The organism is Enterococcus sp. AZ129, assembly GCF_051714505.1.
In the GTDB taxonomy this organism is placed as follows: domain Bacteria; phylum Bacillota; class Bacilli; order Lactobacillales; family Enterococcaceae; genus Enterococcus; species Enterococcus faecalis.
Genome location: NZ_JBIORY010000002.1, coordinates 54,326 through 71,894 on the forward strand (window position 1 = coordinate 54,326; position 17,569 = coordinate 71,894).

Below are 17,569 nucleotides of genomic sequence, written 5' to 3' on the forward strand. Positions count from 1 at the left end.
GGAGGTTATATCATCGGTTCGGATTACAGATTTAATAGTGTAATTAAACTGCAAAAGGTGATAGTGTTTTCCCGTAAGTTCTTTCCAGAACTTATTATTTAGGAATATCCCTCAGTATCCAAGGAGGATCGTTATTTTATGAAAAACATTTAAGAATAGCCCATAAGGGTGATTGAAGAAATGAAAATTTCTTCAAAATATATATTACGAGAGGTGTGAGATATTTATGTTAGTCAAAGAAATTGAGCTAAAAAAGTGGGGAAATTCTAATGGTATTCGATTATCCAAAGAAGAATTAGCAGAGGTAGGTGTCAAGGGCCAAACAGCCAAATTTGACATGGTTATTAGACAAGGTCAAATTATTCTTACACCAAAAACGACATTTCCTAATACGTTGGAAGAACTATTTTCAGATTATAAAGGTGGAGAATTAAATGAAACTGAGTATGATTGGGGCAGTCCTGTAGGAGAAGAATTATTATGAAAAAAAGTGTAGATGAATTAAAACAAGGCGATATTGTATATATTAATTTAAATCCAACTAAAGGACATGAACAGCAGGGAAAGCGACCATGTATTATTCTAGGAAAGCGACTCCCATATCTCAAAAATATGGTCTCTGTTGCGCCTATCACAAGTAAAAGAAAAACGTTCCCCTTGCATATACCTCTTACTCAAAATATGAAAATAACAGGTGAAATATTGCTAGAACATCATAGAAGTATTGATATTGTTTCAAGAGGATTTGACTTCGTTGAGGAAGCTCCTGAAGAAGTACTCGAAGAATGCTTAGCGAAAATTAATCTTATCTATAAGTAAAATGGATAAAAATCAGAGGAACAGGCAAAATTATTGTTTATTCTTCTGATTTTTTATCTGTTTCAAAAAGTATGTGTTACATTTTAAGTAATCAATTACTAAAAGTAAAAAACTGAGATAAAATGAAGCGGATTAAGATCTCAGTTTTTTTGTTATTAACAATTTATTGAGAGTACCGAGAGACAATGACTTTCGTAATTTTTTTATAATTGATTAACTTAACCAAGTGTAAAAAAATAGCTAAAGCAAAACCAATAATTTCTAAGATTAGTCCTATTACTGTTTCTAGAGAATGAATATACATTTGTGAAGCTAATACAAAAAGATTTGTTAGTACTTCTAAAAAAATAATAAAGACAAGTAGAATTTTTTCATACAACCCTATTCTTTGGAATTATGCATAAATAATAATCTGAAAATTTTGATTCATCACTGTTTTTATAAGATATTTTTGACTGTTTGGAAAGAAATTTAAATAAAAAAGGACAACTACTTAAAGGTGAGTAATTGTCCTTTTTTATTATGAAACATGTATTTCTTTTCTTGTAAAGAGTCGAAAATAACAAGGGAATTTTAATTTTTGTGTAAAAAAATAGTAGTTTAAAAACAAAAAGTAGAAAAGTTTCTTCCTTATTAACAGGAAGAACTATTTTTCTTTCGTCGAATAAGAAAAGGAAACACTTCTTTTTTCTTGTTTTCACGCTATTTTTGTAGGCTAGAAGGGGAATCTTGTCCCAAATAGCGCTTTAATTGTTTTTGTTTGTTATGTTATTTTAATTAAACAAATATTATAGAATATTTGTTGTTGGGATGCAATATAATTTTTAGAAAACACATATATAAGTTTATTATTTTTATGAGAATACACCCGCTCTAAAATTTGATAAAGTACTCTTGGATAAACAGAAAGGAAGAAGTTTGATGAAAAAATGGATGATTGGTTCTTTGTTATGTGGGGCATTTGTTTGGGGCAACGTACCAGTACAAGCCCAGCAAGAGAATACGGGGATTCAAACAGAAACAACCGTTCAGTTGACCCGCCCAATTCATTCAGGACAATTGCCTGGCGTTCCTTCTGAATCTGATGAAGGAAATAAGAAGAAGCAGCCAGAAGTTATGGCTCAATCGACCAATCAAATGAGAAAACTGTTGCCTAAAACGAATGAACAACAAACATTGTTTTATTCAGTTCTAGGAGGCGTATTGGTGAGTTGTAGTCTGTGGTTTAGGCTAGTTAAAAAGAAACGAGAAGAACATCAAATGGAGGGATAAACAATGAAATGGAATAAACAAATGTTTGCGGCGACGTTACTTTTGGCCAACTCAGTGTTATTACCGATAGCAGCGATTGCGGAAAATAATTCCGCAATGCCTTCTTCTGAAGTGATTGAAAAAGAAGAAAAGCAAGAAAAAAATTATAAAAATGAAACTGAGAGAGAAAAGAAAGAAGCAACAACAGAAAGTTCTTCAGAGGCCTCAAAGGAAGCAACTGTCTCGTCTGAAATTCCGGTAACACCAGAAATAACATTGTCTAGTGAAGAAACATCAGCTGTAGAAAACGAAGAAAAAGCTCCAGAAGGAGCTACTAATGCGGAAGTGGAAACAGATGCGGGAACAACCACTCATCAAGAAGTGCGTCTCGCGGACTGGGAAACGGAAGATAAAGGGAGCTATGTACTGATTACAAAATATACAGGAAGTAGCACAGAGATTGTTGTACCAAATGAAATTGATGGGAAACCAACAAAATTAAAGGATATTGATTCAACAGTCTTTCCAAATTTATCTTTAGCAACAAGTTTTAAAGTACTACCAAGAGAAGATGGAACAAAAGTAGGTGTGGAGTCTACGGACTTGTCAAATGCTTTTAAAGACAAGACTTCACTTAAGACAATTGATTTATCAGGATTAGATACAAGCAATGTCACAAATATGGCGTATATGTTTTATAATTGTAATACGTTAACAACGTTAAATGTACGTGGCTGGAATACAAGTAATGTTACAAACATGGGGTATACATTTGCTCGTATGCGAAGCTTGCCAGAACTAGACGTAAGTAGTTTTGACACAAGTAATGTGACAAATATGGAGTACATGTTTTATTATTGTGAGAATATAGCCGAGATAAATGTATCAAATTTTAATACAAAAAATGTAACCAATATAGAATGTATGTTTGCAAATATGCCCAAAATAGTCGTTTTAGATGTATCAAGTTTTGATTTATCTTCAACTAATCTTAATAGTTCTAATTTTTTTTCTATATTTGATATTAGCAGTCTGCCCTTGCCGCACCGTCCTGTAGGCTCTGTAGTAATAGCAACTGACCCTAAGTTTTTTTCTTCAAGTATTTGGGCACAATATAGAGCGGCGCTTTCTAGATTTCCAATACTAGATGCGAATGGTGGAAGCTTTAACAACTCTGCCGATGAATTACGTTATATAACAGGGAGATTTGTTATTACACCAGAAGAAAATGACTTAGTTACTTTTGAACAGTTCAAAAAAGAAAATATACCTACAAAAAAAGGAAGGAAATTTTTGGGATGGAAGTTAGTTGAAGGTGATGATTCTAATGCAACTAATGTAGTCCCTGATTTGATAGGAACAAAATATCAAGCACAATGGGCAAACACTTCTGTGAAGGTGAAATATGTATTTGAAGATACAGGAAAAGAAATTGCAAGCTCTAAGACAATTGAAGGGGAAGTAGGCGAGTCTTACGATGCGACCACACCAGAATATAAATTAAACATAGATGGCTATGTCTTGGATGAAAGTCGCTTGCCAGATAACGCAAAAGGAACCTTTTCAAAAGAAGCGAAGGAAGTCGTTTATTACTATAAAGCGTTGCAAACATCTATCGTTAATGGAAGTTTTGAAGATCCAGTAATAGATGCTGGAAATTATGAACAATTCTTTCAAGCAATTCCAGGTTGGAAATCCCTTCATGATAGAGTTTTTAGATTAAATCAACAACGTCCTGGAGCAGTTCCAGCAATCGATGGAAAACAATGGGTAGAACTTCAAACAGTAGCGTTTACTTCTGATTTTGGTATTTATCAAGATGTAAAAACAACACCAGGAGAAACGTTATATTGGGAGGTTTCTCAAAGAGGAGTATATGGAGAAGATACTGCAGCTATTCAAATTGGTGCACCAGACGGTGAATTAGTTGAACAAAAGCAAGTAACGTCACCACATACCGAATGGAAAACCTATAGTGGGTATTATACTGTACCAGAAGGACAGACAACCACTAGATTTCAATTGAAATCTATAAGAGTGGTACAACCATGGGAGTCTGATCATGGGAATTTCTTTGATAAGGTGATTTTTACCAATATAAAATCAACAGTTAAAGTGAATTTTGTCGATCAAAGTGGTAAGTCTATTAAAGAACCACAAATAATTACAGGCTATAAAGATCAAGCGTATGATTTAACAGATATTGTGGAAACACCTATTCCTGGGTATAAACTAGATGAGAGTAAAATTCCAGAAGGAATAAAAGGAACATTCACCGAGGAAGCGAAAGAAATTACCCTAACTTATAAACCATTAGACATACACATTCCGTCTGAAGGAGAAGATAATACCAAACCAACAACGCCGGAGGAGTTATCTAACTATGGCATTGCGTATTTACCAAAACAATTTCAAACAGAAAGTACTGTATTGAATGATGCAGGTCCGCAAAGTATTCCAGTGAATAAAACCGATCGCTTTGATGTAGGGGTTCGGGATTTACGGAATAAAGAGAATCAATGGACGTTAAATGCACAACTTGTGTGGAATGTAGGAAAAGAGCTTCCAGGAAGTTCAATCAAAACCACGAATAAAACAGGTGTTGTGATGAAGAACATTAATAACGGAACCGACCTATTTAATCCAGACACGGATTTAATAGGTAGTAATAATGAAGTACAAGGTGAAACAGATGTAACCATCACCAATGTTCCAACGCTAATTATGACTGCGAACAATGTTTCGCACAATGCCGTGTATAACTATAATCTAGGGGATGTGTCGTTAGAAATTCCTGAAGCAAGAACGGTTCAACCAGGCAGCTATGAAGGATATGTTGAATGGAATTTAAGTAATGTTTTATAATGGTTGGTAGTAGAATAAAAAGTTTATTTCGGTTCATTAATTATTAGTAAAGAACAGTACCTTAAACAATAATAAGGTACTGTTTTTTTTGTATATCCAGAATGATCAGACAAAACTATATCTTCCGTATAAGTTTATAGCTTAAGAAGTTTTGGTTAGATTGAGGATAAAGATATTCATTTTGGTAGTAGTAAGGTATTATTAAGATATATACTATGAGAATGGAGTGGTCAGATTGATTGAAGAATATATTGAAAAAGACATTATGCGTCAAATTAAGATAGTGGAATATTTATTTGAAATGAAAAAAATTCATATTCAAGAAATCGCAGATTTTTTAGAAGTAAGTAGAGGAACAATTAAACGAGATGTTGAACGAATACTCTTTTTAATGCCTGATATTATAGTCATTGAGAACACTGCCTCCACATTAAATGTTCAATTTCATGCCACAGTTACTCGATATCAATTAATCAAAAAACTTTATAGCCAATCTCAGTTTTTAAGAGTATGTGCTTATTATTTATTGGGAGAAACCAATTATATGAAAATTGTTGAAAGAGAACATATTTCTGTAGCCAAAGCATTTGGATTAAAAAGACAAGCAGAACAATTTTTTATGGAGGCAGAAATTATGAATGGAACAAAAGAATTATTAAATAATGAATTTACCAAACGTTTAATAGTTTTAACGGTATGGATGCGTATTGACATAGAAGAAAATCATTTGGATATGTTTCTTTTTCAAGAATCTGAAAAAATAGTTCGTCGCTTTACGAAAGAATTCTCTAATAATTGTAGTGATAGAGAATTACATTTTCTTAAATTAGCAATTTATCTTTCTTTGAAAAGAAAAAATAAAGATTTGTTTATTCCAAAACGAGAGATAGGCTATATTCAACAAGGTTTTTTTTATGGTAGAATAAAAAATTTATTATTAGATTATCGTCTAAATGAAGAAGAGATTATTTATATTACGCTTATGCATCGTTTGTTAAATAAAAATTTAACGAATTATCAATATTTAATAATGGATCATGAAACTTTCAGAAAGCCTTATTTAGAGAATATTTTAGAATTAGAAGATCTCATACATCGTTTTGAAAGGAAATTTGATAGAGAGCTTTTAAAGGATATTCTATTTGAAAAGCCATTTCTTCGATATATTCTTTTAACTTGTATTGATCGTCAAATTTTTTTGGTTGAAAAACATTATTTTCTTAATCAGAAACAAAGGAAGCTTAGTAAGGAAATAGAAACCATAATGGAAGAGTGGGTAGCTTACTATGCGTATGATATTTCTATCTCAAAAAAAGCAACAGATCAATTTTGTTTACAAGTAGCGGATTTATTATTAAATAATCGAACGAAAAAATGGCATGTTTTTTTTGTAGCAAGTGATGAATTCACACATATGGCCTATAGGGAGTGGTTACAACGAAATGTAAATACAACATATATTGTGGTGGATAATGTTTTGTATTACTCATTAGAAGAATTACCAATATATATAAATACAGAAAATAGTATAATTATTTGTGAGAGGTCTTTAATGAATGTAATGGATGAAAAAGTACGACAAACAAAGACATTTCCTATTTCTTTGATTTCAATCACCCCAGACTTAACTGAGTTTTTTCAGTATATCTTTCATTAATGAAATTAGACTTGTTTCTTGTTTTTATTTTTAAGCATAAATTGTCAATGGCCATTGACAAGCACAATGAAAAAAGTAGTTTTTTTAGAGAGATTATAACCAGTAAGGTAAGGGAATTAAGACTTTAATAATAAAATGATTTAGGCCTAAATTAAAAGAAGTAACTTATTATTGGTTTTAAAGCTATTTTTAAGGCGAAAAAAAAACAATATGACACAAGTAGAATTATCCAATAACTATAATCATTTGATTCGTTGTACAATATAGTGTACAATAGATTCGAAGTAATAAATGAGAGGTGAATAAAATGGAAGCAGTAGCTTATTCAAATTTCCGCCAAAATCTACGTAGTTATATGAAACAAGTTAATGAAGACGCTGAAACGCTTATTGTAACAAGTAAAGATGTAGAAGACACAGTTGTTGTGTTATCAAAAAGAGATTATGATTCTATGCAAGAAACTTTGAGAACACTTAGTAATAATTATGTTATGGAAAAAATTCGTCGAGGAGATGAGCAGTTTTCCAAAGGTTTATTTAAGACACATGACTTAATCGAGGTTGAATCTGATGATTAAGGCTTGGTCTGATGATGCTTGGGATGACTATCTTTATTGGCACGAGCAAGGAAACAAAAGCAACATAAAAAAAATTAATAAGTTAATAAAAGATATAGATCGTTCGCCCTTTTCTGGATTAGGAAAACCCGAACCTTTAAAGCATGATTTATCTGGAAAATGGTCTAGAAGAATTACAGATGAGCATAGACTGATATATAAAGTTGAAAATGAAACAATATTCATTTATTCTGTAAAAGATCACTATTAACAAATCAAAAGTAACAAATCTTTTATAACAAGGAGTCATTTATTTAACTAATAAAATCATTGCTAAATTTTTTTATATTATCTAGTAATGGTGATTGTTCTTTTATTTGTTTTTTAATAACCAAGTATATGATTTTTCAATCAATAATCACGTAAGACTTATGATAGATTTATAAGAGTTAATATCATGCAAGAGCTTTTATTTTTATTTGAAAAAGCAAACTTAAAATATCAATACGTAAGAAGTGTTATCTATTATGCCAAATTATGAAGAAAAAGAAATTAATCAGGTAGAACAATGTATGTAAAAAATATTAAATTTCTAGTATTCTTTCTCTTTTGATTTTTATATAGTCATTTGCTATAATAAAGGTGCGAAAAGCGATTAAGTCACGCTGACTGACACCATAAAACCCCAAGCCTCTGGACAGGCTTGGGGTTCTTTTTTCACTTAAAGTAAATAATTCTATTCATTTATGGGTAGGTTGTCAATACTTATTTTTTTTAAGAGAAATATACAAAAGACTGTTTTTTTAGAAGCACAGGTTTCTTTTTTGTCTTATGATACATACGAAATATTGAATAACTATTTCTTCGATGAATAAAATAAGAAAGAGAAGATTTATCATAAAAAATCTTCGATTAGTAGGAGCAACATTATTAGCTTCAACTATATTATTAGGAGTGCAAGTGCTGACTTTGCGGAGGTTTCATAACCAACAGAAGGAACTCTAAACATTGGTAGAACGCTAATTACTGCAAATTAATGGTTAATTAAACGCAGAGAAACCACCTCTCAAAAATGAACCAGGTGAAGTCAATGGCAACCAAGGTACAGATGCATTAAAAATGTTAAGTGTTAATGAAGAATTAGTAGCTTAAAAAGAGTTAGCCAATGATAATAAAGTAAAATATAACGTAAGTGTCGAAGATAAAACATGTGCTAAATATCGTAATTGGCCTTTTTTAAAGCACTTATCTTGGGGGAACGATAAGTCAGGATAGGTGCAAGGAACAACAATTAAAGCAAGTGAAGGTAATGTAAAAGAAAATAAAAATGGCTTGTCAAAAAATAAAGGAGAAGTTTTAAATATGCTTTCTCAAGTAGTAAAAGAAAAAATTTGTGATCAATTGCTTTCTAAAGAAGAGATTCAATGGTGCATGCTTTGTGAGCGTACGCATTTAAGGGAAAATTGGATTAGATGTAATGGTGCAATTATTCATGCTTGGGGGTGGTCCATTAATAGAAGTCCATTTATTATAAGAAATAATTATCCAGATGTACCAAAAAGAAATTTAAGGTATCCACTAAATACACCTAGAATTCAAGATTTAGTAAGAAAAATTTTAAAGTTGAAAATTTAGATGGACAGTTAATGATATATTTTAACTAGCAAAAAACAAATAATTTATGATAAAGAAACTTTATCAATGGTTTTAATATGCTGAACAATTTATAATCCAAACCTCAGGCTGATTAGGTATCCTGCGATTTCCTTATGAAAACTGTGTTAAAGATGAAAAAAATACTTAAGAGTATTAGATTTTTAGCAAATTAACAATCATATTTTTGAAAGAACTAAATTACTTTTTTATAGGGAAACATGTGATTATTTTTTCTTTAATTGTTTTTTTGCCAAGGATAGATCATTTCTTTATTTCCGGATTAATTATTCAAGAAGCTCTATGCTAACTAAAAAACACATACACTATTTTTTTCATAATAGTGTATGTGTTTTTTAGTTTACTTCATAAATATTTTGTTCAGTAACTAATTCATATTGAATTAATTTGGAGGTATCTAAATTTTCTTTTTTCATTGAAACCACTGATATCTGATTATTATTGTATGTTTTGTAATAGTAGTCACCTGAATCACCATTTATGCAGCAAGAATATATAGTGATATCATTTTTTTCTTCGGGAGTGATTACAGATCCTTGAACAAATGCTACAGCATCCAATATATGGAAAAATTGAGAAACATTAGATTTTTCATCTGTTGTGCAGGAAGAATTTTCTTTTAAAAAAGAAGCTTTAATGAACCTAGAGGTAGGAGATGAATCTCCTGGAAGGCCAATCCCACCCATACCTTGACCTAAAGGATTTAAAGCGAAATTCGTAGAAAAGTTATTTGACGGTTGTTTAGCAGAAATTCCCATATAATTTTGAAGATTTGTTAAATGGTAATCAAAGGTTGGATTATTTGTTAAGACTCCTATTGGATTATCAAAGACTTTTATTCCTTCAGAAGTCATTTCTAATACAATAGATTCTTTTTTATCCGATATAATCCAATGCAAAGGTGCTACAGAAATTCCTTTTTTAAAGTCAATAGAAACTAAATTTAAATTATTATAGGTTTGTTTTACTTCAGAAACTGTTTTAAATTGGGCAAGGGTCCATGGAATGAGTTCATAAGGTGTTACATTAAATTTATTTCGTTTAGTTTTAGAATTATACTGTGCATATCCTGGAAAATTTAATCCAGCCATTCCCAAGCCATGCTCATTCATAGCGTCAGCGTAAAGTGGATAGTCATCTATTATAGTAGCCATGCCAATCATAGCAAAGTGCTGTGCTTGTTCTGGTTCGGCTTTATAAGTTAAAAGGTAGTTACGAGGTGTAATAACAACTCGTTCATCAAAATGATATTCTAAGTCTAAGTTTCTTCCAAAGTAGAACTCTTTATTTGTGATACTCAATCCTGTACACATAATGTCTATTCCTCCGTTGAATTTATATATTGTTTAATTTTATTAATTAAGATTAACAAAACTAAAAAAATAAGTACAGAGTATATCAATGTTTCAGTAAAATCAAGGATGTAAACAGCTACGATAGGATCCATAATAAAAATAGTCAGCCGTTTTCCGCCGACTGACTAAAGAGATAGATTTGTAAAGAAGTTATTGTGCTTCCTATCAATTTGTTTATATCATGAACTTAGTTAGGAATCAATATCAAGATATTTTATTTTTTGTGTAAGTTATTGAGAAAATTTTTTATAATAAATAAAAAAATTTCAATAACTATTTTAAAATCTTATGAAAGAAAGTGGATCTTATTTTTATTTAACTTTGTTTATGAATATTTTTCTTTAAATAAAATAGTATACAGTAATTTTTTAATATAGAAAGTAAAGAGAATATAGCATCTGTTACATAAAGTCAATATTTTTTTTTGAAATAAATTTTGATGTATATAAATATTATTAAGAGTTATTACATACATAACGTTGTTAGAATAACGATAGAAGTTTTAAGTTTAAAATTTAAAAAAAAGGGGAGGCTATTAGTGTTAGTAAGTTGTTTAAATATCTTTTTTTTAATTTTAAAAGTTGTCGGTTTCTTGTCATTGGGAATATTGATTTCTTTATTAATTTATCAGTATAACAGAAAATAAAGGAGTTATTAAAAATCCTATAAAGCATAAATAAAAATGATTCTTATTTTGTGTTGATATGTAATTAAAAGAAAATAGGAACGAAGTGTATGATTACATAAAATTAAATATACATGGAAATCTTGTAGTAAAAAATTAGCAAGTATAAAAAATAAGGTAATGGAGGAAGAAAACGTGAAAAAATCAAGCAAAATGTTATCAACATTATTAGTAGTCAGTCAAGTATTTGGATATACACCTGCTGTTTTTGCGAAAGAAGGCACTATACCTCCTCTTTCTACAGAATCTATTGTAATAAAAGAGGAAAATGAGAATTTAACTGAAGAAACAACAGATTCTATTCCAGAATCAACTCCTGAAGTTCCATCTGAAGACTCTTCATCTACTGGGGATTCCTCAGATGGAGAGAAACCTGTAGAATCAGAAGATCCAGAGATTTCAGATTCAGGAACATCTGAGACTGTACCTGTAATACCTGAACAAAAGCCGGATGAAACTCAAACAGATTTAGAATCAAAACCAAATGATTCTAAGCCTATAGAAAATTCTCAAGATTCAACAGAAGTACAACCAGGATCCCAGTCTAACAAAGAACCAAGCTCAGTAACTCAAGTAGAAGTGCCTGTAGAAACAGAGAAAGTAAAAGAATATCATCAAGCCCCATCAGCGCCGATTCAGGAATTAGTCCCAGCAAGTGATGTTACTTATGACGGTGATTTTTATTTTGAAAAAGACAAAAGTGTGGAACAATTTATTCAAAAGATTGGGGAAGCAGCTAGAAAAGTTGGTCAGGAAAATGATTTGTATGCTTCTGTCATGATTGCACAGGCAATTTTAGAATCTGCTAGTGGGCAAAGTTTATTATCAAAAGCTCCAAATTATAATTTATTTGGGATTAAAGGCACATACAACGGTAGAGGGATTTTTTTTGCAACACAAGAGGATCTAGGTAATGGCCTGTATTATGCAACTCAAGCTACTTTTAAACAATATCCGAACTATGATGAAAGTTTAAAAGATTATGCAAAACTTTTAAAAGAAGGAATATCAGGAAATGCTAATTTTTATGAAGGTGTATGGAAAAATAATGCCAAAACTTATCAAGAGGCAACCCATTATTTAACAGGACGTTATGCAACTGATAGTCAATATGACAAAAAATTAAATGGTTTGATTGAAACTTATGAATTGACGATGTATGATCGTCCAAAAGCAACGGTAGAAATGTCTAACTCTGATTTCCCAGCATATAATGGTGAAAATTATGACACGTTTAATAGTTATGCTTGGGGAAATTGTACGCAATATGTTTACAATCGAATTACCCAATTAGGAAAACATATTGATTTGACAATGGGAAATGGAAAAGATTGGGGATCTACAGGACAGGCACGAGGATATGAAGTAAGTCGCACCCCACAAGCAGGAACAGCCGTTTCTTTTCCTGCAGGAGTATTAGGGGCAGACCCATTATATGGACATGTAGCATTTGTGGAGAAAGTGAATCAAGATGGTTCTATTTTCATTTCAGAAATGAATGTGCAAGGTCTTAATATTGTATCTACACGTACAATCTCAGCGAATCAAACTAGTTTATTAAGTTATATTACTCCTAAATAAAGACAAAAAGGCAGGCAAAATTAATTGTCTGCTTTTTGATTGTGTTGATGAAAAGCTAGTACTTTATAATATGCTATGAATGTTAATCATTGAAAAAATATAAATTAATTCTTAGCTTTGAAAGAATAGTTAGGGAAAAATAACTATTGTTCTTATTTTATTTGTTTCTTTTTGAACTTTTTGACGGATTTTTAGGTAGTTTCTTTGTTATGAAATTTAAATTTTACTCTTTTTATTAGTTTTGTCAATATTTATTTTTTTGAAAATAGATATAAGGATGTATTTTTATTTAGAATTGTTCTTGTTTGTTTTTGTATAAGATATGACTGTAAGGTTAAATGATAGGATCGTTTGATCTAAAAAATAATTTAATTGGAAAGGAAGAAGGAAGAAGGAAAATGAAAAGCATTCGATTACTAGGAGCGACATTATTAGCTTCCACAACCTTATTAGGAGCAGTAAGTACTTTTGCGGAGGTGTCACAACCAACAGAAGGAAATCCAAACACTGATCAAACACCAATTAGCACCAAGTTAACAGTCAATCAAACGCCAGACAAACCAGAACCGCCAAAAGAACCAGATGGTGGTACAGATGAAGGGACAGAAATTGAAGGATTGTTTGGTATTGCGTATGCGCCAGGAGCGTTAAGTGGACAAAAACAATTGTCTGAAACAGGAATAACTACGGTTGATTTAGCAAATAATACTGGTTCTAATTCTACCAACAAACATAATGTTGGTGTCCAAGATAAAACACGTGCAAAAGATCGTAACTGGTCACTTAAAGCGCAGTTAGAATGGACTGGCGACGACCAAGGTTATATGGATGGAGCGACAATTACTGCAACTGAAGGAAAAGTGCAATTAAACGATGGAAAAGGGAACTTATCTGCGGTTCCTGAAGATGCGGTTACTATTGGAGGTAGCGCAGCGACTTTAACTATTTCAAAAGATTCTCAAGTTGAAATCATGAAAGCTAATACAGGAAAAACAGTGAACGGTGTGTACAACTACCAATTCAAAGATCCTAAATTAGTAATTCCAAATTCTGAGAGAGTAGCTACAGGCTCTTATACTGGGAATATAGTTTGGAACTTATCCAATGTACTTGAAGGAGAGGCTCCTTCTGAAGAAAAACAATATAGTTTTAAGGTAAATGAATATTTATCTCCTCAGACATTTTCTTCATATGAAGAAGCAGAAGAGGCTAGACATCAATACGTGATGGAACATTTTGGAGCTTTGGATACAGTGCCTGGACCAGAAAGTATGGTAACTAATTCTGAACATGAAGCATTAGATATTCCTGAAGGTTATTTTAAATATAAGTACAGAATAGTATTTATTAGAAAAATAGGAGGAGGGACTATTGAAGTAGTCTCACCCCAGAAATTTGTAACTTATCAGCAGGCTAAAAATTATATGCAAGAATATAGCCAACAAAGATCAAGATATGTGTGGGGAGGTACCAGTTGGTATTTGGTTAGTGGGATAAAAGAATCTTCAGTAACAAACCTTGAAGGAGAAGATATTTCTGGTCCTGTTAAGTAATAGAATATAGAGTCCGAATTTCTATTATAGGAATTCGGGCTTTATATTTTTTAGAGTTGCTTTTTGATTCACAAAAGCGGTATCTCGAAATTCTGTATAATAATTAAAATTATTAGGGTTTAGAAAGAAATTATATAGGGAACTTATTAACGCAGCCTTACAATCCTAAAAAATATTAAAAACAGATTCCACCATGTTTTGGCTTGTTCTTATTTGGATAGTTGATTGGAGTATCCAAATAATGAAGTGTTAAAGCGGAATAATTATGGTTTTCTTGAAGTTATATAATTTAGAATTCATCTAACTAAGGAAAGATATGCTTTATAAATTAAATAAAAAAGCTAGAGTGTTTTTTCTTTTACTTTGCCGATATTATTTGATAAAGAGATAGAATTTTTGTCTATATTTTAAAATTTGAAAAAATAGCAAGAGAAAAAGAAACAAAAAATAAAAACGAAAACAAATAAGTTTGTAGATTTTTGTAAAAATAACTATCGTTCTTTTTATTTTGGGTTCTTTTTTTGCTTTTTTAGTGGATTTTTCATTGTTTTCTTGGTTATAAAATCAAACATTTTACTCTTTTTGTGAGTTTTGTCAATATTTATTTTTGTGAAAATTTATATAAGGATATGTTTTTGTTTAGAATCGTACTTGTTTATTTTCGTATAAGATATGACCGTAAGGTTAAGTGATAAAAATCACTTGCCTAAAAAATATTTTATTTGAAAGGAAGAAGGATAGAAAATGAAAAGCATTCGATTACTAGGAGCGACATTGTTAGCTTCAACTACCTTATTAGGAGCGGCAAGTGCCTTTGCGGAGGTGTCACAACCAGCAGAAGGAGATCCAAAAACTGCACAAACACCAATTAGCGCAGAATTAACAGTGAATCAAACACCAACTAAACCAGAACCGCCAAAAGGTCCAGATGAAGGTGGTACAGATGAAGGGACAGAAATTACAGGATTATTCGGTATTGCTTATGCGCCAAAAGCATTAAGTGGTACAGCTGAATTACAAGAAAAAGGGCAAACAGAAGTATCTTTAACTAATAATTCTGCGACTAATACAAACAATAAATACAACGTAGGTGTCCAAGATAAAACACGTGCCAAAGATCGTAACTGGACATTATCTGCACAATTAGAGTGGACAGGTGACACACAAGGTTATATGGAAGGTGCAACAATCACCGCTTCTGAAGGTAATGCAAAATTGAACGATGGAAAAGGAAATCTTAGCGAAATTACAGAGGGAGAAGTTACAACAACTGCAGCTTCTCTAACTATTCAAAAAGATGCTCCTACGACTATTTTGACTGCACAAAAAGGAAAAACAGTGAATGGTGTGTACAACTACCAATTCAAAGATCCTAAATTAGTAATTCCAACTTCTGAAAATGTAGCTGCAGGAACATATTCAGGAAATATCAACTGGACATTGTCTAATGTAGTGGAATAATCCGTTGTTTTTATCAAAAGGAAAGGTAAGAATTATCTTTCCTTTTGGTTTACATAGAAATAATTGAATGAATGGAGTGTGGTGAGAAGGAAAATCCGATTCTAATCAATGCGCAAGTTGTCATATGATTGAAAGGATTTTATTTTTTTGAGTATTGTATGAGTTTTTTAGCTTAAACTATATATTTTACATCTTGGTATCATTTTGTCAATTTCTTTTTTTAGAAATAACCATATAAAGATGTCGTTTTTATTAGAATCTTTACCGTGTATTTTCTTATAAAATACCCTTGACAAAGTTTTTCTCTGAAAGGATAGAACAATTTGTTTCTTCCTTTTAGTTGATATAGATAAATAAAAAAGAAAGGAAGAGCGAACGTGAAAAAATGGGCACTATATAGTATGTGTATTTTAAGTTTATTCGCAGGAGGCTATCATGCACAAGCAGAAGAATCAGATTCCAGTCAATTAGCCGGCGGCTATACGATTGAAGGAATCCCGAGTGATCATCAACTGGATAAAACGGTGAGTTATTTCTACTTAAAAGAGAATCCAGGTGAAAAAGATCAAGTAAAGGTAAAACTAACCAATGATTCGGATAAAGAAAAAACACTCGAAGTAAAGCTAACCAATGCGAATACTAATTCCAATGGTGCCGTTGATTATACGGGGAAAATCAAAGACCATGCGTCTTTAAAAGATCCCTTGACTTCTATGGCCAAGGTTAGCCAAAAAGAAGTCCAAGTGCCTGCAAAAAGTAGTGTAGAAACAGCGATTGATATTCAAATGCCGGAAAAGACAATGTCAGGTGTCGTTGTTGGTGGTATTGTCGTTTCAGAAAAACAAACGGTGGAAAAGGAGAAACAGGCACTTAGCTTAGGCAATATCTATACGTATACGATTGGGTTAGTGTTAACCAATGAAGATACGGTAGAACCAAAGAAAAATAATTCGGTAGAACTAGATACCGTAGGAGCGAAATTATCCGATGGGAAAAAGATTGTCCAAGCGGACATTTTAAACCCGAATCCGTATATTTTCCCTGATGCGACGGTCAAAGGAGAAATTAAACCGAAAGCTTCAGGAGAAGTCATCAAAAAAGAAGAAAAGAAAAATGTGAATATTGCGCCATACTCTGTGTATCCGTTCCAATTTGACTGGAAAAAAGAAGAGTTAAAACCAGGAAAATATGTCTTTGTAGGGAGTGTGGATGCCGGAGGAAAAACCTGGAAATTTGAAAGAGAATTTGAAATTACCGATGAGAAAGCCAAAGAAATCAATACTAAATCGGTCTTTAAAGTCTATATTCCAAAATGGGTTACTTATGGCGTATATGCTTTAGTCATTATTAGTGTTGGAGGCACAATTTATATCGTTGTACGAAGAAAACAAAGAGAGGCGGAATAAGCATGAAGAAATGGCTAATCGGAGGATTGTTATGTAGCACGTTACTGATGGGAAGCGTAGTGTATGCGGCAGAACAACCAAGTACGGATGTCGCCCAAACGGGCGTAACGGTTCAATTAGCTCGTCCTATTGGGCCAGATAAATTGCCAGGAGGAGAGTCTTCAGGTGGAACTGGTGGCTCGAATTCGACGATTCATACTAATACTAATAGTAACGCAAACGCTAATGCACAAATGAATATAGCTATTGGTGGCTCATCAACTGGACGTTTGCCTCATACGAATGGAGAAAAAAATCTGATGTATTCCATTTTAGGTGGCGTGTTCCTTGGCTGTAGTTTGTGTTTATTGATAATTAGAAAAAATAAAGAAAAGGAAGTGGAAGAATAATGTATAGCTTACCTATTTGTTTACTGGTTGTGGGCATCCTTTTACTGATAGTAAATAGTTTACTTTTTTTCAACGACTACAAAGCAACATTAACAAAATCTATGAAAAAAAGTCGGTTATACGTCAATGGCATTGTCCTTCTTTCTTCTGTAGGAGTGATTGTGTTAAGTACGGTGTATATCTTTATGATTAATAGTCAATTGAGCTAAAGAGCGGGTAGGAAGAAATAGATATATACTTGTTCAGCGCTATTATGTAAAAAACTAGTGAAGCAACTTTCAAAGCAAGAGCTTGTTTGGGAAAACTAACTAGTTAAG

At 31.9% G+C, this 17,569-nt stretch carries 15 protein-coding genes; 14 read left to right on the forward strand and 1 reads right to left on the reverse strand.

Annotated elements, in window-relative coordinates; translation table 11 throughout:
- Positions 1-226: 226 nt before the first annotated feature.
- From IGJ90_RS14215 to IGJ90_RS14250, 8 genes are all read left to right on the forward strand, one after another.
- Complete coding sequence (locus IGJ90_RS14215; RefSeq protein WP_202576372.1) at positions 227-484, forward strand: AbrB/MazE/SpoVT family DNA-binding domain-containing protein; 258 nt, start codon at positions 227-229, stop codon at positions 482-484.
- On the forward strand, positions 481-819 hold the full coding sequence (locus tag IGJ90_RS14220) for a type II toxin-antitoxin system PemK/MazF family toxin (RefSeq protein ID WP_202576374.1): 339 nt from the start codon (positions 481-483) through the stop codon (positions 817-819). The genes IGJ90_RS14215 and IGJ90_RS14220 overlap by 4 nt, the downstream gene beginning before the upstream one ends.
- 921 nt (positions 820-1,740) lie before the next feature.
- Positions 1,741-2,091 carry an LPXTG cell wall anchor domain-containing protein gene (locus tag IGJ90_RS14225; RefSeq protein ID WP_438768409.1) on the forward strand — a complete coding sequence of 117 codons (351 nt, stop codon included), beginning with the start codon at positions 1,741-1,743 and terminating at the stop codon, positions 2,089-2,091.
- Positions 2,092-2,094: 3 nt separating this feature from the next.
- The gene (locus IGJ90_RS14230) at positions 2,095-4,935 is read left to right on the forward strand and encodes a MucBP domain-containing protein (protein ID WP_438768411.1); all 2,841 of its coding nucleotides are present in this window, start codon (positions 2,095-2,097) and stop codon (positions 4,933-4,935) included.
- 235 nt (positions 4,936-5,170) lie between these two features.
- Positions 5,171-6,592: a helix-turn-helix domain-containing protein gene (locus tag IGJ90_RS14235; RefSeq protein WP_438768413.1), complete on the forward strand. Its 1,422-nt coding sequence runs from the start codon at positions 5,171-5,173 to the stop codon at positions 6,590-6,592.
- Between the two features lie 307 nt (positions 6,593-6,899).
- Positions 6,900-7,169 carry a type II toxin-antitoxin system Phd/YefM family antitoxin gene (locus tag IGJ90_RS14240; RefSeq protein ID WP_202576382.1) on the forward strand — a complete coding sequence of 90 codons (270 nt, stop codon included), beginning with the start codon at positions 6,900-6,902 and terminating at the stop codon, positions 7,167-7,169.
- Positions 7,162-7,419: a Txe/YoeB family addiction module toxin gene (locus IGJ90_RS14245; protein ID WP_202576384.1), complete on the forward strand. Its 258-nt coding sequence runs from the start codon at positions 7,162-7,164 to the stop codon at positions 7,417-7,419. Before IGJ90_RS14240 ends, IGJ90_RS14245 begins: the two co-directional genes overlap by 8 nt.
- 1,004 nt (positions 7,420-8,423) lie before the next feature.
- Complete coding sequence (locus IGJ90_RS14250) at positions 8,424-8,783, forward strand: hypothetical protein (RefSeq protein WP_438768415.1); 360 nt, start codon at positions 8,424-8,426, stop codon at positions 8,781-8,783.
- A gap of 374 nt (positions 8,784-9,157) precedes the next feature.
- Here the strand turns inward: IGJ90_RS14250 and bsh are convergent, their stop codons facing one another.
- The gene (gene bsh / locus IGJ90_RS14255) at positions 9,158-10,135 is read right to left on the reverse strand and encodes a choloylglycine hydrolase (protein WP_438768417.1); all 978 of its coding nucleotides are present in this window, start codon (positions 10,133-10,135) and stop codon (positions 9,158-9,160) included.
- 847 nt (positions 10,136-10,982) lie between these two features.
- Here bsh and IGJ90_RS14260 point away from each other — a divergent pair.
- From IGJ90_RS14260 to IGJ90_RS14285, 6 genes are all read left to right on the forward strand, one after another.
- Positions 10,983-12,443, forward strand: a complete 1,461-nt coding sequence (locus tag IGJ90_RS14260) for a glucosaminidase domain-containing protein (protein ID WP_438768419.1) — start codon at positions 10,983-10,985, stop codon at positions 12,441-12,443.
- A gap of 398 nt (positions 12,444-12,841) precedes the next feature.
- Positions 12,842-13,996, forward strand: a complete 1,155-nt coding sequence (locus tag IGJ90_RS14265) for a WxL domain-containing protein (RefSeq protein ID WP_438768421.1) — start codon at positions 12,842-12,844, stop codon at positions 13,994-13,996.
- A 744-nt stretch (positions 13,997-14,740) separates the two neighbouring features.
- Complete coding sequence (locus IGJ90_RS14270) at positions 14,741-15,457, forward strand: WxL domain-containing protein (protein ID WP_438768388.1); 717 nt, start codon at positions 14,741-14,743, stop codon at positions 15,455-15,457.
- A 377-nt stretch (positions 15,458-15,834) separates the two neighbouring features.
- The gene (locus IGJ90_RS14275; RefSeq protein WP_438768390.1) at positions 15,835-16,863 is read left to right on the forward strand and encodes a DUF916 and DUF3324 domain-containing protein; all 1,029 of its coding nucleotides are present in this window, start codon (positions 15,835-15,837) and stop codon (positions 16,861-16,863) included.
- A gap of 2 nt (positions 16,864-16,865) precedes the next feature.
- Positions 16,866-17,252: an LPXTG cell wall anchor domain-containing protein gene (locus tag IGJ90_RS14280; protein WP_438768392.1), complete on the forward strand. Its 387-nt coding sequence runs from the start codon at positions 16,866-16,868 to the stop codon at positions 17,250-17,252.
- Positions 17,252-17,461, forward strand: coding sequence for a hypothetical protein (locus IGJ90_RS14285; RefSeq protein ID WP_438768394.1), 210 nt, complete (start codon positions 17,252-17,254; stop codon positions 17,459-17,461). The genes IGJ90_RS14280 and IGJ90_RS14285 overlap by 1 nt, the downstream gene beginning before the upstream one ends.
- Positions 17,462-17,569 lie beyond the last annotated feature (108 nt).

Coding starts and splice junctions, on each gene's coding strand:
- IGJ90_RS14215 (WP_202576372.1), top strand. CDS start 227: ATGTTAGTCAAAGAAATTGAGCTAAAAAAGTGGGGAAATTCTAATGGT.
- IGJ90_RS14220 (WP_202576374.1), top strand. CDS start 481: ATGAAAAAAAGTGTAGATGAATTAAAACAAGGCGATATTGTATATATT.
- IGJ90_RS14225 (WP_438768409.1), top strand. CDS start 1,741: ATGAAAAAATGGATGATTGGTTCTTTGTTATGTGGGGCATTTGTTTGG.
- IGJ90_RS14230 (WP_438768411.1), top strand. CDS start 2,095: ATGAAATGGAATAAACAAATGTTTGCGGCGACGTTACTTTTGGCCAAC.
- IGJ90_RS14240 (WP_202576382.1), top strand. CDS start 6,900: ATGGAAGCAGTAGCTTATTCAAATTTCCGCCAAAATCTACGTAGTTAT.
- IGJ90_RS14245 (WP_202576384.1), top strand. CDS start 7,162: ATGATTAAGGCTTGGTCTGATGATGCTTGGGATGACTATCTTTATTGG.
- bsh (WP_438768417.1), bottom strand. CDS start 10,135: ATGTGTACAGGATTGAGTATCACAAATAAAGAGTTCTACTTTGGAAGA.
- IGJ90_RS14260 (WP_438768419.1), top strand. CDS start 10,983: ATGGAGGAAGAAAACGTGAAAAAATCAAGCAAAATGTTATCAACATTA.
- IGJ90_RS14265 (WP_438768421.1), top strand. CDS start 12,842: ATGAAAAGCATTCGATTACTAGGAGCGACATTATTAGCTTCCACAACC.
- IGJ90_RS14270 (WP_438768388.1), top strand. CDS start 14,741: ATGAAAAGCATTCGATTACTAGGAGCGACATTGTTAGCTTCAACTACC.
- IGJ90_RS14280 (WP_438768392.1), top strand. CDS start 16,866: ATGAAGAAATGGCTAATCGGAGGATTGTTATGTAGCACGTTACTGATG.
- IGJ90_RS14285 (WP_438768394.1), top strand. CDS start 17,252: ATGTATAGCTTACCTATTTGTTTACTGGTTGTGGGCATCCTTTTACTG.